A 20,868-nucleotide genomic window follows, 5' to 3' on the forward strand; every position below is an offset into this window, starting at 1 on the left:
GGTGTCACGACGGGGGGCGACCGGTGCTACCGGCCGCCCCCAGCGCCGCCACCGCTTCCTTGGCGGCCTTGATCGCGCCCTTGTTCATCTCGTCCGAGCTGGGCGCCTCCTTCGACTCGAAGTCCGAGCCGTTGTAGGTGACGACCACCAGCGCGTTGGACGCGCGCACGACCACCATGGCCTCCCGCGTCTTCTGGTCGTCCTCGGTGGTGAGGTTGACGACCGAGTAGGCCGCGTCGCCCGTGCCGGGGACCGTGCCGCCGCCGCTCTTCTCCTTGACGCGTGACTCGTACTGCTTCTCCGCCTTCTCGTCCGACTCACTGACCTCGAAGGAGACGTCGAGCCAGCGGTAGTCGAAGCCCTTGAGGGCGTTCCAGGAGCAGGTGCGGCGCACCGATTTGTCCGTCGAGGAGATCTCCTTGCCGGCCGTCTTGGCGCCGGGCACGAGAGAGGTGATCGTCTTCTGGCCCACGGCGGTGCACGGCGCCGGTGCGGCGGTGTACGTCTTCGGCGCGGTCGACGTGGACGGCGCCGAGGCGGACTGGGTCCCGGTCCGGCCCGTCTTCTTGCTCTGGGCGGCGGGGGCACTGGACTCCGGACCGGAGCTGAGCGCCCAGCCCGCGCAGGCGAGCACGACGACCGGCGTCAGACGCGCGGTGAGAGCGAGCGGCAGAGGAAGAGAACGCACGGCGCACTTCTCGTGGGGGATGGTGCGGAGGGGGTCCGCACTGCGGACGGGACGCCAGTGTCACACGACTCACTGTGAGGCGGAAGTGCCAACTCGCTCCGTGCCTGAGCGGTAACTGAGCCTGACTGTCGACGCGTTGTGTGTCCTGTTATGTCCCCGCGACGCGGTATGAGGAGCCGCCCGAGCCTCCGCCCGCCCGGGAGGTCACCACGGTCGGCTGGTCACCACCTCGGACGGGGTGACCACCGCCGGGGCGGTCTTCGGGCGCTGGGCCCGGATCCACCCAGGTCGGCTACGAGCACCCTGCGGGGGCGGCGCCCCGGGGGATCCGGCTCGGCCCCCGCGTGGTGCGCGCGAAGTCAGGGCGATACGACGGCGGCGCGCTCTCGTGCGCTGCGGACCGCTTCGGTCAGCCCGGCGAGGTCGTAAGGTCCGCGGTGCAACCGGCCGTTGACGAAGAACGTCGGGGTGCCCGCCACGCCACTGAGGTCGGCCGACTCGACGTCCTCGGCCACCTGGGCGGCCGCCGCAGGCGAGCGCAAATCCCGTTCGAACCGCTCCGTGTCGAGCCCCAGTTGCTCGGCGTGGCGCAGCAGCTCCTGCGGGCGCAGCTCGCCCTGGTGGGCCAGCAGGACGTCGTGCATCTGCCAGAAGGCGTCCTGCCCGGCCGCCGCTTCCGACGCCTCCGCCGCGAGCTGGGCTCGGGGGTGCACGTCGTTGAGCGGAAGGTGCCGCCAGACGTACCTCACGTCCCCGACGCCGGCGAGCAGCTGACGGACCACCGGCTCCGCCTTGCCGCAGTAGGGGCATTCGAAGTCACCGTATTCGACCACGGTGACGGAGGCGGTGCGCGGGCCACGGACGTGGTCCTGGTCGGGATCCACCGGCACGGCGAGATCGATGATGCCCTCCGCCGTACCGAGCAGGGCCCGGCCTCGGGTGGGCTCGGGCAGCGCGTGCACCAGGGAGGTGATCGCCCAGGTGAGCGCCAAGGACAGGGGCACGGAGGCGAGGATGCCCACCTTGGCCTGCATGAGATCGTCGCCGTCGAGGGCGAGGGTGGCGATCAGCAGGGAGACCGTGAAGCCGACGCCTGCCGCGCTGCCGCCGGCGAGGACGGCACCCCAGCCGACCTGCGGGCGCAGGCGTCCGCGGCTCAGCCAGGTGGTCAGCAGCTCCGCGAGGGTGATGCCCAGGGGCTTGCCCAGCAGGAAGGCGACGAGGATGCCGAGGGTGATCGGCGAGGTGAGACTCTGGGCGAGACCGTTCCAGGTCACGTGGACACCGGCGTTGGCGAGAGCGAAGACGGGGACGATCAGGTAGCTGGTGAAGGGGTGGTAGAGCTGCTGGAGGCGGTCGTTGGGCGAGATCGCGGCCTGCAGCCCCTGGCGCAGGGAGCGCTCGAGTTCCGGCGTGGGCTGCTCCCGGAAGAGGCGGAACAGCCCGCTGGCGCGTTCCAGGTCCGTACGCGAGGCCGGGTAGGCGTAGGTGATCAGACCGAAGGCGAGCCCGGTGACGACCGGGTCGACGCCCGATCGCAGCAGAGCCCCCCACACACCGACGGCGAGAACGGTGTGGACGGCCACGTGACGCACTCCGAACCTGCCCAGGAGCAGCGCCACCAGCAAGAGTGCGACGGCGGCCAGCAGCGCCGCCCAGGACAGGCTGCCGCTGTGCACGACGGCGATGACCCCGAGAGCGACGAAGTCGTCGACGACGGACGCCGTCAGCAGAGAGGCGCGCAGGGCCTGGGGCAGCCGCCTCCCCAGGATCGCGAGGGTGCCCAGGGCGAACGCGGTGTCGGTCGACATCGCCGCCCCCCACCCCTGGTCGACGCCATGTCCGGCAGTGAACGCCAGGTAGATCGAGACGGGGACGACCATCCCCGTGAGCCCGGCGACGAGCGGAAGCGCCACACGGCGACGGTCACGCAGCTCGCCCATGTCGAACTCGCGGCGTGCCTCCAGCCCGATGACGAAGAAGAAGAGTGCCATCAGGCCGCTGTTGACCCACTCACGCAGCTCCAGACCGACACCGCCGGAGCCCGCACGGACCGACAGCACCGTCGTCCAGGTGTCCTCGTAGACGCCGGGGGCGAGGTTGGCCCACACCAAGGCGGCGAGCGCGGCGGCCCCCAGGACGAGTGCACTGCCCGTCTCGGTACGCAGAAAGTCCCGCAAGGGGGTCCGCGACGCGTCCGAGCGGACGCTTTGTCCGGTTCCTTGCGACGCGGCGCCAGGGATGTCGGTGCTCATGGTCTGCGCTCGCAGGCGGGTCCGGCACCAAGGGTTCGTCTCGGCCGCGCAGCACTCCCGACCGTCACGGGGAACGACGATCCGGTCGGCTGCCGGCGCGCCGCTGGGCAGCGCTCATGGTCCGACGTTACGCGGTGACCGCGCGCCGCGCCTCGCGAGACGGACCACGCCCGGTCGGCGCCGGAGGCGGGGGAGGAGGGGCGCGGGGCGATCGATAGCCTGCGGGGAGAGTGCGGGGGAGGCGGGCGCGGGCTCGCACTCCCCGGACGCTCCCCAGAGCCGACCGTGAAGGCCGCCCCGACCGGCCGATGCACGCAGACCAGCAAGGTGAAAGGCCACATGTTCACCACCCGCCCCACTCTCCAGGGCACCTTCGGCATGGTGTCGTCCACCCACTGGCTCGCCTCGCAGTGCGCGATGGCGGTGCTGGAGGACGGCGGCAACGCCTATGACGCGGCCGTCGCGGGCGCGTTCGTGCTGCACGTCGTCGAGCCGCACCTCAACGGGCCCGCCGGCGAGGTGCCCATCCTGCTCGCACCCGCGGGCGGGGAGGTGCGGGTGCTGTGCGGGCAGGGCGTGGCCCCCGCCGGGGCGAGCGTCGCCCGTTACCGGGCGCTCGGCCTCGACCTCGTTCCCGGCACCGGGCCCCTGGCCGCCGCCGTCCCGGGCGCCTTCGACGCCTGGATGCTGCTGCTGCGCGACCACGGCACGAAGCCGCTCGCCGACGTGCTGAAGTACGCCGTCGGGTACGCGGAGCACGGGCACGCGCCCGTGGAGCGCGTCGGCGAGACCGTGGAGACCGTGCGTGAGCTGTTCGAGACGGAGTGGCCTTCGTCGGCGGAGGTGTACCTGCCGGGCGGCAGGGCTCCGCGCCCCGGCGAGCTGCTGCGCAACCGCGCGCTCGCCGCCACCTGGAAGCGCCTGCTCGCCGAGGTCACCGGGGCGGGGGACAGGGAGGCGCAGATCGAGGCCGCGAGGGAGGTGTGGCGCACCGGATTCATCGCCGAGGCACTGGTACGGCAGGCCGGGCGCCCCACCCTGGACACCAGCGGCGAGCGCCACACCGGCACCCTCACGGCAGCCGACCTCGCCGGCTGGTCCGCCGGCTACGAGGCGCCCGCGACGTACGACTGGAACGGCTGGACCCTGTGCAAGGCCGGCCCCTGGAGCCAGGGCCCGGTGCTGCTCCAGCAGCTCGCGCTGCTGCCGCCCGAGCTGCCCGCCTACGGTTCCGCGGACTACGTCCACCTGCTGATCGAGGGTTCCAAGCTCGCCATGGCCGACCGCGAGGCCTGGTACGGCGACGCGCGCGAGGTGCCGCTCGACGACCTGCTGTCGGTGCCCTACAACGCGCTGCGGCGCGGCCTCGTCGGTGACCGGGCCTCGCACGAGCTGCTGCCCGGCAGCCCGGGCGGGCGCATGCCCCGGCTGTGCGCCCACGCGCGCGTGGTGGCCACCGAGGACCCCGGGTTCAGCCCGATGGGGGTGGGGGAGCCCACCGTCGCCAAGAGCCCGCTCTCCCCGGTCCCCGGCGAACCCGACGTCTCCCGCGACGGCGGCACCCGGGGCGACACCTGCCACCTGGACGTCGTCGACCGGTGGGGGAACATGGTCGCCGCCACGCCCAGCGGCGGCTGGCTCCAGTCCAACCCCGTCGTGCCCGAGCTGGGCTTCCCGCTGGGTACGCGCCTGCAGATGACCTGGCTGGAGGAGGGCCTGCCGAACTCGCTGACGCCGGGACGCCGGCCGCGGACCACGCTCACGCCGTCGATCGCACTGCGTGAGGGGGTGCCGGTGATGGCGTTCGGCACGCCCGGCGGGGACCAGCAGGACCAGTGGCAGCTGCACTTCTTCCTGGCGGTCGCCCTGCGCTCACCGGTCCGCGGCGGACTCGACCTCCAGGGTGCCATCGACGCCCCGAACTGGCACCACGACAGCTTCCCCGGCTCGTTCTACCCGCGCGGGATGCGCCCTGGGAGCGTGACGGTCGAGGGGCGGACGGCCCCGGAGGTGGTCGAGGAGCTGCGGCGGCGTGGGCACGACGTCACGGTGGGTGACGACTGGTCGGAGGGGCGGCTGTGCGCCGTGGCGCGGGACCCGGAGACGGGCGTGCTGTCGGCCGCGGCGAACCCGCGCGGGATGCAGGGGTACGCGGTCGGGCGCTGACCGGGGGCTCGGGCACCGGGTACCGGCCCCTTGGCGACCGGGCGGGCGTCGGGAATTCATCCCGATTCCACCCGGAGTGCACCGGCGGGGCGGGGATTGTCAGTGCCACGTGCTCTCATGGAGGCATGTTCGAAGACATGGAAACCATCGACGAGTTTCTCGCGCGTCACTCGGCCGACGTCGAGGAAGCGGTGCGCAAGGCCGCGGCCGCCGAGATCATGCCGCGCTTCCGGCAGCTGGCCGCGCACGAGATCGACCAGAAGAGCGGCCCGCACGACCTGGTGACGGACGCCGACCGGCTGGCCGAGCGGCACCTCACCGAGGCGCTCGGCGTGCTGCTGCCCGGCTCCGTGGTGGTCGGCGAGGAGGCGGTGCACGCCAACCCCGCGTCGTACGAGGCGATCCGCGGCGAGGCCCCGGTCTGGATCATCGACCCGGTGGACGGCACCCGGCAGTTCGTGCACGGCGACGAGGGCTTCTGCACGCTGGTCGCGCTCGCGCACCACGGCGTCGTGCTGGCCTCGTGGACGTACGCGGCCGCCCGTGACCAGCTGGCCACGGCGGTGCGCGGCCAGGGTGCCTTCCTCGACGGCGAGCGGCTGTTCGCGGGCCCGCCCACGCCGGGCCGTGACCTGCGGATCGCCACCTCCCACCCGGACTACACGAGCGACGAGGAGAAGCGCGCGCTGCTCGGCCTGTGGACGGACGGCGTCGCCCCGCGCGAGTGCGGCTCGGCCGGCCTGGAGTATCTCGCCGTCGCACGCGGCGAGTCCGACGCGACGGCGTTCTCGTGGGAGGCCGCGTGGGACCACGCCGCGGGCCTGCTGCTGGTCGAGGAGGCCGGCGGCGCCCACCTGACCCGCACCGGCGAGCCGTTCCGCATCACGGGCGGGAACACCCTGCCCTTCACCGCGGCCCGCGACGCGGCCACGGCCCGCCGGGTGGTGGGACTGCTGGCCTCGGCGGTCTGAGCGCCCGCCGCAGCGCGGCGGGCCCCCGTCGCGGAGGAGTGTCAGTCCCCCGGCATATCCTGATCCTGAGTGGCCATCGGCTGACGAAGGAGTCCGAAGGTGCCGTCGATGCTCGATGCGGTCGTGGTGGGTGCGGGACCGAACGGACTGACCGCCGCCGTGGAGCTGGCCCGCCGCGGCTTCTCCGTGGCGGTGTTCGAGGCGCGGGACACGATCGGCGGGGGTGCCCGCACCGAGGAGCTCACGCTTCCAGGCTTCCGGCACGACCCGTGCTCGGCCGCCCATCCCCTCGGGATCAACTCGCCGGCGTTCCGTGCGCTCCCCCTGGACCGCTACGGCCTGGAGTGGCTGCACGCCCCGCTGCCCATGGCGCACCCCTTTCCCGACGGCACCGCGGCGGTCCTGTCCCGGTCGGTCGGTGAGACGGCCGCCTCCCTGGGGCCGCGGGACGCGGGGGCGTACCGCAGGCTGGTGGGGCCCTTCCTGCCCCACTGGGACACGCTGGCCCGCGACTTCATGTCCCTGCCGCTGACCGCGCTGCCCCGCGACCCGCTGACCCTCGCCCGCTTCGGCCTGGCCGGCCTGCCCCCGTCCACCTGGCTGACCCGCCGTTTCCGCGACGAACCCGCCAAGACCCTGTTCGCCGGACTCGTCGCCCATGTGATGGCCCCCCTCACCGGCTTCGCCACCGGCGCGGTCGGCCTGGTCTTCGCCCTCGCCGCGCACGCCCGGGGCTGGCCCGTGGCCCGGGGTGGCTCCCAGGCCATCTCGGACGCGCTGGCGGCCTACCTGAAGGACCTCGGCGGCGCCATCCACACCGACTACGAGGTCAAGCGCCTGGACGACCTGCCGCCCGCCCGCGCGTACGTCTTCGACACCTCACCCACGGCCCTGGCCCGCATCGCGGGTTTCGGCCGCTACTACGAGGGGTACCGGTACGGCCCGGGCGTCTTCAAGATCGACTACGCGCTGGACGGCCCGGTCCCGTGGACCGCCGAGGAGCCCCGCAGGGCCGGGACCGTGCAGATCGGCGAAAGCAGCGCCGAGATCGCCACCGCGCTGCGCGAGGCGTCCCGTTTCGGCCGGGCGCCCGACGCGCCGTTCCTCATCACCGTGCAGCCGAGCGTCGCCGACCCCACCCGGGCCCCCGAGGGCAAGCAGGTCTTCTGGGCGTACGGCCATGTGCCCAGTGGCTGGACCGGAGACCTCACCGATGCCATCGAGCGCCAACTGGAGCGCTACGCCCCGGGTTTCCGCGACCGCGTCCTGGCCCGCGCGAGCGCCGGACCGCCCGAACTCGCCGCCCGCAACGCCAACTACGTCGGCGGCGACATCGCCTCGGGCGCGGTCAGCGGGCTCCAGACCGTGCTGCGGCCCAAACTGTCCCTGTTCCCGTACAGCACCCCGCACCCGGCCGTGTACCTCTGCTCGTCGGCCACCCCGCCGGGGCCGGGCGTGCACGGCATGTCGGGGCACAACGCGGCGAAGGCCGTGTGGAGGAGGCTGAGGCAGACATGACCCCTCACATCACGCTCGTCCAGGGCGACATCACCGAGCAGAGCGCCGACGCCATCGTCAACGCCGCCAACTCCTCGCTGCTGGGCGGCGGCGGTGTGGACGGCGCGATCCACCGGCGCGGCGGCCCCGCGATCCTGGAGGACTGCCGCGAGCTGCGCGCCGCCCGCTACGGCGAGGGCCTGCCGACGGGACAGGCGGTCGCCACCACGGCGGGCGACCTGGACGCCCGGTGGGTGATCCACACCGTGGGCCCGGTCCACTCCGCGCAGGAGGACCGCTCCGGGCTGCTGGCCTCGTGCTACCGGGAATCCCTGCGCGTCGCCGACGAGTTGGGCGCGCGCACCCTCGCGTTCCCGGCCGTCTCCGCCGGCGTCTTCGGCTGGCCGATGGACGACGCCGCGCGGATCGCGGTCGAGACCGTCCGGGCCGCGGGGACGTCGGTCGAGGAGGTCAGGTTCGTGCTCTTCGACGAGCGGGCGTACGAGGCGTTCGCGGGGCAGGTGGGCTGACACGGGCCGCCATGCCGGGCTCTCTCAGGAACGAACAAAGTCCGACGGGGCAATTGCTCGGTCGTGTTCGAAGTCCTAGGGTGAGCCGGGCGCAGCAGCCCACACCGTCCTCGCGAGCCGCGTCCCACCACGACGGCAACGGCTGCCCCGTCACCGTGAGGTGACCCACCCTCAGTTCGTGCAGCGCACTGTTCGTCCCGAGGAAGGACACGGTCATGCCGCACCCGTACCCCTCTCCCTTCGGCCGGCCCTTCGTCAGCCGCCGCCGGCTTCTGGAGTCGGGCGCCGCCGTGCTCGGCGCGCTCGCCCTGTCCTCGTCGCCCGCCGCCGCGTACGCCACCCCGCGCGGCGCGACGCAGGACGCCCCGCCCGAGTGGAACGGCGACATCGGCCTGTTCCGGCTGGGCACCGAGCCCCCGCACACCACGCTCACGCCGTACGCGGACGTACGGCAGGCCCTGGCCGCCGACCGCACCCGCTCGCCGTACCGGCTGAGCCTCGACGGCAGCTGGAAGTTCGCCTACGCCGACCGCCCCGACGACCGGGACCCGGACTTCCACCGCACCGACGTCGACGACTCCACCTGGGACACCGTCCCCGTCCCCTCCTGCTGGCAACTGCACGGCTACGACGCCCCGATCTACATCAACATCACCTACCCCTGGTGGGGTCCCAACGGCCGGGGCGAGGAGGCACAGCCCCCGGCCGCCCCCACCCGCCACAACCCCGTCGGCCAGTACAGGCGCACCTTCACCGTGCCCCGCTCCTGGGAGGGACGGCGGACCTTCCTGCACTTCGAGGGCGTCAAGTCGGCCCACTACGTGTGGATCAACGGGGAACTGGTGGGCTACCACGAGGACTCCTACACGCCCGCCGAGTACGACATCACCGCGCACCTGAGGCCCGGCACCAACCAGATCGCGGTGGAGGTCTACCGCTACTCCGACGGCGACTGGCTGGAGGACCAGGACATGATCCGGCTGAGCGGCATCTTCCGCTCGGTCCACCTGTACTCCACCCCGGCCGTGCACCTGCGCGACTTCCGTCTCGACACCCCGCTCGGCGACGACTTCACCACCGCCGAACTGACGGTCACCGCGCACGTACGCGACTACGGCGACGGCGGCGGGCGCCACACCGTGGAGACCCAGCTGTACGACGCGCGCGGGCACGCCGTCTGGCCCCGGCCGCTCCGCCAGGAGGCCGACGTACCGGCCGGCGAGGAGACGACCGTGCGCGCCGCGCGAGCCGTGCCCGCGCCGCGGCTGTGGTCGGCCGAGCACCCGTACCTGTACACGGCCGTCCTGCAACTGCGCGACCCGGCGGGCGAGGTCGTCGAGACGCTGTCGCACCGGGTGGGCCTGCGCGAGTTCGCGCTCAAGGGCGGCCTGATGCGCATCAACGGCAAGCCGGTGTCCCTGCGCGGCACCAACCGGCACGAGATGCATCCCGACCGCGGCATGGCGCTCACCCGCGCCGACCTCGTCGAGGACATCCGGATCATCAAGCGGCTGAACATCAACACGGTCCGCACCTCGCACTACCCCAACAACCCGCTGTGGCTGGAGCTCGCCGACGAGTACGGCCTGTACCTCGTGGACGAGACCAACCTGGAGACCCACGGCATACGCGACGAGTACCCGGGCGACCACCCCGAATGGACGAAGGCCTGCCTCGCCCGCGCGCAGAACATGGTCCACCGGGACAAGAACCACGCCTGCGTGGTCATCTGGTCGCTCGGAAACGAGGCCGGCGGCGGCAGCACCTTCACCGCCATGCACGACTGGATCCGCTCCTACGACCCCACCCGCGTCATCCAGTACGAGGGCGACGACCGCCCCGGCATCAGCGACATCCGCTCCAGGATGTACGAGAGCCCCCAGCGCGTCGAGGCCCGCGCCAAGGACGCGAACGACACCCGGCCGTACGTGATGATCGAGTACTCGCACGGGATGGGGAACTCCAACGGCAACTTCAAGAAGTACTGGGACGTCGTCCGCCGCCACGACGTGCTCCAGGGCGGCTGGATCTGGGACTTCGCCGACCAGGCGCTGACCTGGCCCACCCCGGTCCGCACACTGCTCACCGAGTCCGGGCCCGCCGCACTGAGTGGCGAGCTCCTCGCCCCCGCGGGCACCTTCCACCGGGCCAAGGGCCTCACCGGCGGGACCGTCTTCGCCCGCGACGGCCGCCTCGACCTCACCGGCTCGCTGACGCTGGAGGCCTGGGTCACTCCCGGGGTGACGGGCTATCACCAGCCCATCCTCGCCAAGGGCGACACCCAGTACGCCCTGAAACAGACCGACCGGAACCTGGAGTTCTTCCTCCACTGCGGCGGACGGTGGATCACCGCGAGCTGGCCCCTGCCGGACGACTGGACCGGCCGCGAGCACCACATCGCCGGAGTCTTCGACGCGGACGCGGGCACACTCACCCTCCACGTCGACGGCGCCGTGCGGGCCACCCGGACCACCGACCGGCGCCCCGGCAGCAACACCGCCCCCCTCGCGCTCGGGACCGACGTCGACAACCCGACCCGTGAGTTCAGCGGCACCGTCCGCCGCGCCCGCGTATACGCCCGCGCCCTGAGCGCCGGCGAGCTGGCCTCCGGCGGCCGCGGCCCGGGCGACGACGGCGTGCGCTTCTGGTTCGACGCCGCCACCGTGCGCCTCACCGAACGGCGGCCCGCGCAGCGGACGTTCCTCGCCTACGGCGGGGACTGGGGGGACCACCCCAACGACGGGGCGTTCTCCGGCGACGGCATCATCAGGGCCGACCGCGGGAGCACCGGCAAGGCCGTCGAGGTCAAACAGGTCTACCAGGCGATCGACGTCTCCGCGGCCCCCGGCGGCCCCGGCGCGGTCACCCTCACCAACGAGTACCTGTTCACCGGCCTGCGCGAGTTCGACGGCCACTGGACCCTCGTGGCCGACGGCCGAGCCGTCCAGCGCGGCAGGCTGAGCCGCGAGCAGCTGGACGTCCCACCGCTGAGCAGCAAGGACGTCACCCTGCCGGTGCGGCTGCCGGGCAAACCGGCGCCCGGCACGGAGTACTTCCTCCAGCTGTCCTTCACCACCAGGGAGCCCACGAAGTGGGCCGAGGCCGGCTTCGAGGTGGCCAAGCGACAACTCCCGCTCGACGTACGCGTCCCGGCCGTCACCCCCGCCCCGCTGGACAGCGTTCCGGCGCTCACGTACGAGGACGGCGAGGACTTCGTCACCGTGACGGGCAAGGGGTTCTCCGTCACCGTGGACAAGGGCAGCGGCGTCATCACGTCCTACGTGGCCGCGGGCACCCGCTTGATCACCTCGGGGCCCGCGCCGAACTTCTGGCGGGCGCCCACCGACAACGACAGGGGCAACGGCCAGCACACCCGCAACCAGACCTGGCGGGACGCCGGCGCCCTGCGTGAAGTGACGGGCGTGCGCGTACGGGCCGTGCGGGACCGGGCCGTCGAGATCGAGGTCGGCGGCACCCTGCCCACGACGACCGAGTCGGCGTACACCACCACCTACACGGTGTTCGGCAACGGTGAGATCAAGGTCGACCACACCCTGCACCCGGGCGCGGCGAACCTGCCGTACCTGCCGGAGGTCGGCACCCTGCTGTTCCTGCCACGGCGCCTCGACCGGCTGCACTACTACGGCCGCGGACCCGACGAGAACCACTGGGACCGCAACAACGGCACCGACGTCGGCGTCCACGCCGGCACCGTCGCCGGCCAGTGGACGCCTTACCTGCGCCCGCAGGAGAACGGCAACCGGACCGACGTGCGCTGGGCGGCGCTGACCGGGCGGGACGGAGCGGGACTGCTGGTCTGCGGGGAGCCGCTGGTGGAGGTCAACGCCTCGCACTTCACGCCGGAGGACCTGTCGTCCGGCGTGCGCCACGACTACCAGCTCACTCCCCGTGACGCGGTCGTGCTGCGGGTGAACCACCGGCAGATGGGCGTGGGCGGCGACGACAGCTGGGGCGCCCACACCCACGACGAGTACAAACTGTTCGCCGACCGCGACTACGCCTACACCTACCGGCTGCGCCCGCTGCGCGACGTACGGGACGCGACGGCGCAGGCCCGCAGGCCGACCGCCACCGAGTAGCGCACGGCGGCGCCCGGCACTCCCGGGACGGTCTTCGCGTGTCGGGCGCCGCACGGTGGAAACCCGTACGACCACAGGGCGAGAGGACGACGACCCCGTGGCGGAAGGGGACCACATGCGTTTCCGTGACCGTGCCCATGCCGGGCGGGAACTGGCCGGGCATCTGCGCATCCTGCAGGAGAAGGGGACGCTCCCGGATCCGGTGGTCCTCGCCCTGCCCCGGGGCGGTGTCACGGTGGCCCGGGAGGTCGCGCTGGCGCTCGGCGCGCCGCTCGACGTGCTCGTGGTCCGCAAGATCGGGGCGCCGTTCCACGAGGAGTTCGGGGTCGGGGCCCTCGCGGGCGACGAGCCGCCGTTCTTCGACACCCGGGCCTTGGAGCAGATGGGCCTGAACGAGGCCGAGCTGGCGCCGATCGTGGCCCGGGAGCGGACGGAGCTGCACCGCCGCGAGGAGCGGTACCGCCAGGACCGGCCCGCCGCCGAACTGCACGGACGCACCGCCATCCTCGTCGACGACGGACTGGCCACCGGGTCGACCGCGCGGGCCGCCGTGCGCGCGGTCCGGCACCGGGAGCCGGAGCGGATCGTCGTCGCCGCGCCGGTCTGCTCGCACGAGGCGTGCGACCTGCTGCGCGGCGAGGCCGACGACGTGGTGTGCCTGCTGCGGCCGAGCCCGTTCCACGCGGTCGGCCTCTGGTACGACGACTTCGAACAGCTGACGGACGAGGACGTGCTGGAAGCGCTGCACGGCGGCTGACCCGGCGGGCCCAGGAGGTGCCCATGAGCAGGTGGATACGTGACGTGATGTCCTCGGGCACCGCGTCGATCGAACCCATGACGACGGTGGCCCGGGCGGCGCAGGTCATGCGCGACCAGGACATCGGCGACGTCCTCGTGGCGTACGACCGGGACCTGTTCGGCGTGCTCACCGACCGTGACATCGCGGTGCGGGCGGTCGCCGAGGCCCGGGACCCGCGGACGACCCCCGTCGGCTCGCTCTGCACCCGCCCGCCCGTGGTCACGGTGGCACCGGACGACACGGTCGATCGTGCGCTCACGCTGATGCGGCACTACGCCGTCCGCAGGCTGCCCGTCGTCGACCACGGTGGCCGTCCGGTCGGCATGGTCAGCCTCGGCGACCTCGCCCCCTCCGAGGACCCCCGCTCCGCGCTCGCCGAGATCAGCCGGGCGGCTCCGAACCACTGAGGCCCGCACCACGGAAGGCCGGCACGCCATGCCCCCTGAAGAGCCCGAGCCCCGGGAGCGGTCGGGCGCGCACCACGCACGCCGCCCCCGTACCGGCACCGAACCGCGCACCGCCCGCAGCCCGCTGCGCCTGCGCATGCTGCTCAACGCCGTCTTCCTGCCCGTGTTCGTCGTGGCGACGGTGCTGTTCGCCCTCTGGGCCGCGCACTCCTCGCCGTCCGGCGTCCCCGGTCCCGCGCCACTGACCTGCCTCGCCGTCGTCTGCGGCGTGCTGGCCCTCGTCGCCGCCGTGGACGGGGTGGTCGTACGGCGCCGGATGCGCCAGGAACGAGACCGGCGCCCGTCCTGAGACCGGCGTCATGGCGATCACTGTGGCCATCGGCGGAGCGGGGCGAAAGAATCCCTTACCAACGCGGACCGACCGTGCTGCATGACACCGAAAAGGACCTGACGCATGGACGAGCAGGACGAGCGCTTCGACGTCGTCGTTCTCGGAGCGGGCCCCGGCGGTTACGTCGCCGCCGTCCGGGCCGCCCAGCTGGGCAGGAGCGTCGCCGTCGTGGAGGAGAAGTACTGGGGCGGCGTCTGCCTGAACGTCGGCTGCATCCCCACCAAGGCCCTCCTGCGCAACGCCGAGCTCGCGCACATCGTCACCCGTGAGGCCAAGACCTTCGGCATCAAGGTCGACGGCGAGGTCTCCTTCGACTACGGCGAGGCATTCCGCCGCAGCCGCCGGGTCGCGGACGGCCGGGTCAAGGGCGTCCACTACCTGATGAAGAAGAACAAGATCACGGAGTTCGACGGCCGCGGCACGTTCCTCGACGCGCACACCCTCCAGGTCACCGACTACGAGGGCACCACCCGCACGATCGGCTTCGAGAACTGCGTCATCGCCACCGGCGCCACTCCCAAGCTGCTCCCCGGCACCCGCCGCACCTCGCGCGTCGTGACGTACGAGGAGCAGATCCTCGCCGAGGACCTGCCGCGGTCGGTCGTCATCGCGGGCGCCGGAGCGATCGGCATCGAGTTCGCCTACGTGCTGCACAACTACGGCGTGAAGGTCACCGTCGTGGAGTTCCTGGACCGGGTCGCCCCCTCGGAGGACGCGGAGGTCTCGGCCGAACTGGCCCGCCAGTACCGCAAGCTGGGCATCGACGTGCTGACCTCGACCCGCGTCGACGCCATCGACGAGTCCGGCCCGCAGGTCCGCGTAACGGTCACCGGCAAGGACGGCTCCCAGCAGGTGCTGGAGGCCGACAAGGTGCTGCAGGCGATCGGCTTCGCGCCCAACGTCACGGGCTACGGCCTGGAGAACACCGGCGTCCGCGTCACGGAGCGCGGCGCGATCGACGTCGACGGCCGCTGCCGCACCTCCGTGCCGCACATCTACGCCATCGGCGACGTCACCGCGAAGCTCATGCTCGCGCACGCCGCCGAGGCCATGGGCATCGTCGCCGCCGAGACCCTCGCGGACGCCGAGACGATGGAACTCGACTACGCGATGATCCCGCGCGCCACCTACTGCCGGCCGCAGGTCGCCAGCTTCGGCTACACCGAGGCCCAGGCCCGTGAGCTGGGCTACGACGTCAAGGTGGTCAAGTTCCCGTTCACCGCCAACGGCAAGGCACACGGCCTCGGCGACGCCACCGGCTTCGTGAAGCTGATCAGCGACGCCAGGTACGGGGAACTGGTCGGCGGCCACCTCATCGGCCCGGACGTCACCGAACTGCTGCCCGAGCTGACCCTGGCCCAGCAGTGGGACCTGACCGTCCACGAGGTCGCGCGCAACGTACACGCGCACCCGACGCTGGGCGAGGCGGTCAAGGAGGCGGTGCACGGGCTGGCCGGCCACATGATCAACATGTGAGCCGAATGCCCGTACCCGCAGGTGACAGGCTGTTTCCCACCCGGCCGCGACTCGCCCGGGTGTCACTCGACCGGCGTAATCGGAATGGCGGCACCCGGGAGGCACCCCGACGCTGGAAGTCACCCACATGGGGACATCTACACGGGGACGGAAGGGACGGCCGCCATGGCTCAGCACGCTGCACACCCGACGGGAAGCCCGCACACCGCGCCGACGGAGCGCCGCGAAGGATGGGTCACCGGGGGCGTCACGTTCGCCGGTGTGCTGATGTTGTGCGCCGGTGTGCTGGCGGTGCTCCAGGGCATCGCGGCGATCGCCGAGGACAACGTCTACGCCCGCCTCGGCACCTACGTCTACAAGCTGAACCTCACCGGCTGGGGCTGGATCCACCTGGTCCTCGGCGTCCTGGTGGCGGTGACCGGCTGGGGCCTGCTGGTCGGCCAGTCCTGGGCGCGGTACGCCGGTATCGCGCTGGCCGCGATCAGCCTGATCCTGCAGTTCATCTTCCTGCCGTACCAGCCCGTCTGGTCGGTCGTCATGATGGCGATCGACGTGTTCATCATCTGGGCGCTGGCCACCTGGCGGGAAGCTCCGGCCGCCACCCGCTGAAGTCCGCACGGCAGGCGGGGCGGCTCCCCGAGAGGAGCCGCCCCGCTGTGCGAGTCGGCGTGGTGATCCGGGCCCGTCCAGGACAGCGAAGGTCGATGTCGGATTCTCGCCAGCCCCCGCGCCCCCGGTGGACGATGCTGGAGGCATGCAGAAGGGGATGCACACCGACACCGAGCGCTGTCTGCGGGCCGTCCGGTCCAAGGACGCCCGCTTCGACGGCTGGTTCTTCACCGCCGTCCTGACCACCGGGATCTACTGCCGGCCCAGCTGCCCGGTCGTGCCGCCCAAGCCGGCGAACATGGTGTTCCACCCGAGCGCGGCGGCCTGTCAGCAGGCCGGTTTCCGGGCGTGCAAGCGCTGCCGCCCGGACACCAGCCCCGGCTCCCCGGAGTGGAACCAGCGCGCCGACCTGGTCGCCCGCGCCATGCGGCTGATCGCCGACGGCGTCGTGGACCGCGAGGGCGTCCCCGGTCTCGCCGCCGGGCTCGGCTACAGCGCCCGGCAGATCGAACGCCAGCTGCTCGCCGAACTCGGCGCGGGCCCCCTCGCCCTGGCCCGCGCCCAGCGCGCCCAGACCGCCCGGCTGCTGATCGAGACGACCGCGCTGCCCATGGCGCAGATCGCCTTCGCGGCCGGCTTCGCCTCCATCCGCACCTTCAACGACACCGTCCGCGAGGTCTTCGCCCTCACTCCCGGCGACCTGCGCGCGCGGGTACCGAAGGGACACGCCGGGGGCAGCCCGGGCGCCCTGTCCCTCCGGCTCCCGTTCCGCGCCCCGCTCAACCCCGACAACCTCTTCGGCCACCTCGCAGCCACCGCCGTACCCGGCGTGGAGGAGTGGCGGGACGGTGCCTACCGGCGCACGCTCCGCCTCCCCTACGGCCACGGCGTCGTCGCGCTCACCCCGCACCCCGACCACATCGCCTGCCGCCTCACCCTCAGCGACCTGCGCGACCTGCCCGTCGCCATCAGCCGCTGCCGGCGGATGCTCGACCTGGACGCCGACCCGGTCGCGGTCGACGACCAGTTGCGCGCCGATCCGGTGCTGGCGCCGCTGGTGGACAAGGCGCCCGGACGGCGGGTGCCGCGCACGGTCGACGAGGCCGAGTTCGCCGTACGGGCGGTGCTGGGGCAGCAGGTCTCCACGGCCGCCGCCCGCACCCACGCCGCCCGGCTGGTCACCGCACACGGCGAGCCGGTCGAGGACTCGGAGGGCGGGCTCACCCATCTCTTTCCCTCCTCCGAGGCCCTGGCGGCGCTCGACCCCGAGTCGCTCGCCATGCCCCGCACCCGCCGCAGGACCTTCACCACGCTCGTCGGTCAACTCGCCGACGGCTCGCTCCATCTGGGCGTGGAGAGCGACTGGCCGGACGTCCGCGCCCGGCTGCTGGCCCTGCCCGGCTTCGGCCCCTGGACGGCCGACGTCATCGCGATGCGCGCCCTCGGCGACCCCGACGCCTTCCTCCCCACCGACCTCGGCATCCGCCGCGCGGCGGGGGAGCTGGGTCTGCCCTCCACCCCGGCCGCGCTCACGGCGCGCGCGGCCGCGTGGCGCCCCTGGCGGGCGTACGCGGTCCAGTACCTGTGGGCGACCGACAGTCACCCGATCAACTTCCTTCCCGTGTAAGCACTGTGCGAGAACCCGTACGAGGACCCCGATGCGACAGCACACCGTCATCGACAGCCCCTACGGCCTGCTCACCCTCGTCGCCGACGACGGCGTCCTGAGCGGCCTCTACATGACCGGCCAGCGGCACCGCCCGGCGGAGGAGACCTTCGGCGGGCGGGACGAAACGCCCTTCGGCGAGGCCGTCGACCAGCTGACGGCCTACTTCGGCGGCGAGTTGAAGGACTTCAGCGTCGAACTGCGCCTGAACGGCACGCCGTTCCAGCGTTCCGTCTGGGAGCAGCTGCGCCGCATCCCCTACGGCGAGACCCGCTCGTACGGCGAACTGGCCGAGGCCCTGGGCAATCCCCAGGCCTCCCGCGCGGTCGGCCTCGCCAACGGCAAGAACCCCATCGGCATCATCGTTCCCTGCCACCGGGTGATCGGCGTTGGCGGCGGCCTCACCGGCTACGGCGGCGGCCTGGACCGCAAGCAGCGCCTGTTGGACTTCGAACGAGGCGCGGCCCTGTTCTAGCTCCCGCCCGGGGTCCTAGCCGGCGAGGGCCCGCAACAGCCTCGGCAGCGCGGTGCCGATCGGTTCCCGTACGACCTCGTCGGCCTGGTCGTCGTACGGCGTCGGCTCGGCGTTGACGACGACCAGGCGTGCCCCGTGGTCGGCGGCGACGCCCGCGAGGCCGGCGGCGGGCTGCACCTGGAGACTGCTGCCGACCGCGAGGAACACCTGGCAGGCCTTGGTGATCGCGACGGCCTGGCCGAGGACGACCGGGTCGAGCCGCTCGCCGAACATGACCGTCGCCGACTTCAGGATCCCTCCGCACTCCAGGCACGCCGGATCGCCCTCACCGGCCTCGACACGGGCGATCGCGTCCGTCATGGACCCGCGCGCATGACACCCGGTGCACACCACCGCGCGTGCGCTGCCGTGCAGTTCGAGCACCTTGCGGGCGGGCATCCCGGCGAGCTGGTGCAGCCCGTCCACGTTCTGCGTGATCACCCGCACCGGCACCCCGGACCGCTCCAGCTCCGCCACCGCCCGGTGCGCGGCGTTCGGCTCCGCCTGGAGCGTCCCGTTCTCGCGCCGCATCTGCCAGGAGCGCCGGCGGATCTCCGGATCGCCCATGTAGTACTCGTACGTCACGAGCTTCTCGGCCTCGGGATCCCGCCGCCACAGCCCGTTCGGGCCGCGGTAGTCCGGGATGCCGGAGTCGGTGGAGATGCCGGCGCCACTGAGGATCGCGACGAGGGGCTTGTTCATGGGGTCGAGCGTAGGGCGGTGACGAACTGGTCGGCGAACCGATATCCGGGTCGGCGGGGCGACGCCGCTGCTAGGGTCCGCGCATGGCCAAGGTCAATGTCTCGCTCGACGCCGGACTCGTCGTCGAAGCCATGGTGCTCGCGGGTGTCGGCAGCCCGCAGGACGCGGTGGAACTCGTCCTGCGTGACTACGTCGAGCGCGGCCACCGGACGGAGGCCAGGGTCGCCGAGCGGGACGAGGCGCTGCACGAGGTGGACGCCAAGCCACGCGACGTGGAGGGCTGAACCCGCGTGATCCGTGCGGCCCGTGCTTCATGACGTGCCGCGCCGCATCTCGGCACCCCGCGCATTCCGGTGCGTCCCGGCAGCGGCCCGCGCCCCGCGACGGGTCAGCCGGCCCGGTGGCCGTTTTCCAGTTCGACCGTTTCCGTGCCGTTGGCCAGGGCGTCCAGGGCGGCCTGCACACGGCGGCCCGTGGCGCCGGGCAGACGCTCAAGGAGCTCGTCGGGATCGACGAACCGCCACGACAGCAGCTCCTCCTCCTGCAACCGGATCGCCTTGATGTCCTCCTCGCTCAAGACCCCGCCGTCGTAGAGGTACGCCACCAGCGGCGGCCGGGCGGTGCCGTGCACCCAGTCCACGGCGAGCAGTCGCCCCAGCGCGCGGTCCAGGCCGATCTCCTCCGCGGTCTCGCGGCGCGCGCCCTGCCGGGGGGTCTCGCCGTCGTCGGACTCGATCGTGCCGCCCGGCAGCGCCCAGCCCTCGCGGTAATTGGGCTGGACGAGCAGCACACGGCCCTCGGCGTCACGGAAGAGAGCGGCGGCTCCGGCGAGGACGCGGGGCAGGCTCGCGATGTACGTGGCGAAGTCAGGAGTGGTCACCCTGGCAAGGGTAACCAGCGCGCAGGGCCGCCTTCCCCGGCGCACGACGACCCCGAACGCGCCGCCCCGCCCTGCGCCCGACCCGCGCTCTGCGCCTTACCCCCGCCGAGCGCCCGCGCCCTGCCCCGCGTGTCTACGCCTCCGCCTGCGCCAGCCGCAGCGTCCGCTGCGCCAGTTCGCTGATGCGGACCCCGTCGAAACCGAACACCGCGCTGCGCACCGTGTCCTCCAGCGGTTCCTTCCACTGGTCCGGAATCGCGTCCGCGCCGGTCAGCACACCGGCCACCGAACCCGCCGTGGCGCCGTTGGAGTCGGTGTCCAGCCCGCCCCGCACGGTCAGGGCGATGGTGCGGGTGAAGTCCCCGTCGCCGTACAGCAGCCCGGCGGTGAGCACCGCGGCGTTCGGGACCGTGTGGATCCAGCCCAGTCCCGCGGTCTCCTCCCCCACCGTGGTGAGCGCGTCCTCCCACGTCATCCGGGTCTCGTGCAGGGACATCACCCGCCGGACCGTACGGGCCAGCCGACTGCTCGCCGGGACGACGCCGAGCGCCTCGTCCAGGGCCTGCCGCACGGTCGACACGCTGAACGCGGCCGAGACCAGCGCCGCCGCCCACATGGCGCCGTAGACGCCGTTCCCGGTGTGCGAGAGCACCGCGTCCCGGCGGGCCAGGCCGGCCGCGCGGCGGGGATCGCCGGGGCAGGTCCAGCCGTAGATGTCGGCGCGGATCAGGGCACCGATCCACTCCTGGTACGGGTTCTCGTACGTCGCCGTCAGCGGCGGCTTCAGACCGCTCGCCAGGTTCCGGTAGGCCGCCCGCTCGGCCGTGAAGGTCTGCAGGTACGGCAGGCGCAGCAGCCACAGGTCGCCGACCTGCTCGGTGCTGAAGCCGAAGCCGTGGGTCTCCAGCAGGTGCAGTCCGAGGATTGCGTAGTCGACGTCGTCGTCGCGGCAGCTGCCGTGGATACGGCCGCGGACGCACTGGCGCCACTCCGGGCGCAGTTCGGGCCCGGTGCCGCCGGGGGGCGGTTCGGGGAAGTAGTCGGTGAGGGGCAGGGCGGAGGCCCGCCGCAGGTAGTCGTCGATACGGTGCCGCGTCCACAGGTCGCCCTGCTCGACCGGTTTGCCCAGCATGTTGCCGGCGATCCGGCCCAGCCAGCCCCCCAGGACGCGGTCGGCGAGCTCTGGCTCGGTGCCCTCAGGGGTCATAGCTCCGGTC

The 20,868-nt window shown here is 72.7% G+C and carries 18 protein-coding genes; 13 read left to right on the top strand and 5 right to left on the bottom strand.

The features are described from left to right. Window positions 1-4: 4 nt before the first annotated feature. Together AB0O67_RS01015 and AB0O67_RS01020 are read right to left on the bottom strand one after the other, a co-directional pair. A complete protein-coding gene (locus tag AB0O67_RS01015; protein ID WP_365444001.1) occupies window positions 5-688 on the bottom strand; it encodes a hypothetical protein in 684 nt (227 codons plus the stop codon). Window positions 689-1,047: 359 nt separating this feature from the next. Further along, complete coding sequence (locus AB0O67_RS01020; RefSeq protein ID WP_365444004.1) at window positions 1,048-2,943, bottom strand: Na+/H+ antiporter NhaA; 1,896 nt, start codon at window positions 2,941-2,943, stop codon at window positions 1,048-1,050. A 339-nt stretch (window positions 2,944-3,282) separates the two neighbouring features. Between AB0O67_RS01020 and AB0O67_RS01025 the strand changes: the two genes are divergently transcribed. From AB0O67_RS01025 to AB0O67_RS01080, 12 genes are all read left to right on the top strand, one after another. Then, entirely contained in the window at window positions 3,283-5,109 is a 1,827-nt protein-coding gene (locus tag AB0O67_RS01025) for a gamma-glutamyltransferase (RefSeq protein WP_365444007.1), read from the top strand. A gap of 125 nt (window positions 5,110-5,234) precedes the next feature. Then, on the top strand, window positions 5,235-6,080 hold the full coding sequence (locus tag AB0O67_RS01030; RefSeq protein ID WP_365444010.1) for an inositol monophosphatase family protein: 846 nt from the start codon (window positions 5,235-5,237) through the stop codon (window positions 6,078-6,080). 108 nt (window positions 6,081-6,188) lie between these two features. Beyond that, window positions 6,189-7,598 carry an NAD(P)/FAD-dependent oxidoreductase gene (locus tag AB0O67_RS01035; RefSeq protein ID WP_365444013.1) on the top strand — a complete coding sequence of 470 codons (1,410 nt, stop codon included), beginning with the start codon at window positions 6,189-6,191 and terminating at the stop codon, window positions 7,596-7,598. Further along, complete coding sequence (locus tag AB0O67_RS01040; protein ID WP_365444015.1) at window positions 7,595-8,107, top strand: O-acetyl-ADP-ribose deacetylase; 513 nt, start codon at window positions 7,595-7,597, stop codon at window positions 8,105-8,107. The genes AB0O67_RS01035 and AB0O67_RS01040 overlap by 4 nt, the downstream gene beginning before the upstream one ends. 215 nt (window positions 8,108-8,322) lie before the next feature. After that, window positions 8,323-12,207: a glycoside hydrolase family 2 TIM barrel-domain containing protein gene (locus tag AB0O67_RS01045; RefSeq protein WP_365444018.1), complete on the top strand. Its 3,885-nt coding sequence runs from the start codon at window positions 8,323-8,325 to the stop codon at window positions 12,205-12,207. A 115-nt stretch (window positions 12,208-12,322) separates the two neighbouring features. Next, window positions 12,323-12,964 (top strand): phosphoribosyltransferase, encoded by a 642-nt coding sequence (locus AB0O67_RS01050; protein WP_365444021.1) that lies wholly within the window; start codon window positions 12,323-12,325, stop codon window positions 12,962-12,964. A gap of 23 nt (window positions 12,965-12,987) precedes the next feature. Continuing rightward, window positions 12,988-13,413, top strand: a complete 426-nt coding sequence (locus tag AB0O67_RS01055; RefSeq protein ID WP_365444024.1) for a CBS domain-containing protein — start codon at window positions 12,988-12,990, stop codon at window positions 13,411-13,413. Between the two features lie 28 nt (window positions 13,414-13,441). After that, window positions 13,442-13,762, top strand: a complete 321-nt coding sequence (locus tag AB0O67_RS01060) for a DUF6343 family protein (protein WP_365444027.1) — start codon at window positions 13,442-13,444, stop codon at window positions 13,760-13,762. A 105-nt stretch (window positions 13,763-13,867) separates the two neighbouring features. Further along, window positions 13,868-15,280, top strand: coding sequence for a dihydrolipoyl dehydrogenase (lpdA, locus tag AB0O67_RS01065; RefSeq protein WP_365444030.1), 1,413 nt, complete (start codon window positions 13,868-13,870; stop codon window positions 15,278-15,280). A 165-nt stretch (window positions 15,281-15,445) separates the two neighbouring features. Then, a complete protein-coding gene (locus tag AB0O67_RS01070) occupies window positions 15,446-15,889 on the top strand; it encodes a hypothetical protein (RefSeq protein WP_365444033.1) in 444 nt (147 codons plus the stop codon). Window positions 15,890-16,034: 145 nt separating this feature from the next. Further along, entirely contained in the window at window positions 16,035-17,516 is a 1,482-nt protein-coding gene (locus AB0O67_RS01075; RefSeq protein ID WP_365444036.1) for an AlkA N-terminal domain-containing protein, read from the top strand. Window positions 17,517-17,547: 31 nt separating this feature from the next. Next, complete coding sequence (locus tag AB0O67_RS01080; RefSeq protein WP_365444039.1) at window positions 17,548-18,030, top strand: methylated-DNA--[protein]-cysteine S-methyltransferase; 483 nt, start codon at window positions 17,548-17,550, stop codon at window positions 18,028-18,030. Window positions 18,031-18,045: 15 nt separating this feature from the next. Here the strand turns inward: AB0O67_RS01080 and AB0O67_RS01085 are convergent, their stop codons facing one another. Then, the gene (locus tag AB0O67_RS01085; protein ID WP_365444042.1) at window positions 18,046-18,771 is read right to left on the bottom strand and encodes a Sir2 family NAD-dependent protein deacetylase; all 726 of its coding nucleotides are present in this window, start codon (window positions 18,769-18,771) and stop codon (window positions 18,046-18,048) included. Between the two features lie 83 nt (window positions 18,772-18,854). On the opposite strand from AB0O67_RS01085, the gene AB0O67_RS01090 reads away from it, so the two are divergent. Continuing rightward, window positions 18,855-19,055 (top strand): type II toxin-antitoxin system VapB family antitoxin, encoded by a 201-nt coding sequence (locus tag AB0O67_RS01090; RefSeq protein ID WP_365444045.1) that lies wholly within the window; start codon window positions 18,855-18,857, stop codon window positions 19,053-19,055. 104 nt (window positions 19,056-19,159) lie between these two features. Here the strand turns inward: AB0O67_RS01090 and AB0O67_RS01095 are convergent, their stop codons facing one another. Together AB0O67_RS01095 and AB0O67_RS01100 are read right to left on the bottom strand one after the other, a co-directional pair. Continuing rightward, window positions 19,160-19,651: an NUDIX hydrolase gene (locus AB0O67_RS01095; RefSeq protein ID WP_365444048.1), complete on the bottom strand. Its 492-nt coding sequence runs from the start codon at window positions 19,649-19,651 to the stop codon at window positions 19,160-19,162. 133 nt (window positions 19,652-19,784) lie between these two features. Beyond that, window positions 19,785-20,858, bottom strand: coding sequence for an ADP-ribosylglycohydrolase family protein (locus AB0O67_RS01100; RefSeq protein ID WP_365444051.1), 1,074 nt, complete (start codon window positions 20,856-20,858; stop codon window positions 19,785-19,787). Window positions 20,859-20,868 lie beyond the last annotated feature (10 nt).

The sequence above is a fragment of the Streptomyces sp. NPDC086077 genome (assembly GCF_040686175.1).
Taxonomy (GTDB): domain Bacteria; phylum Actinomycetota; class Actinomycetes; order Streptomycetales; family Streptomycetaceae; genus Streptomyces.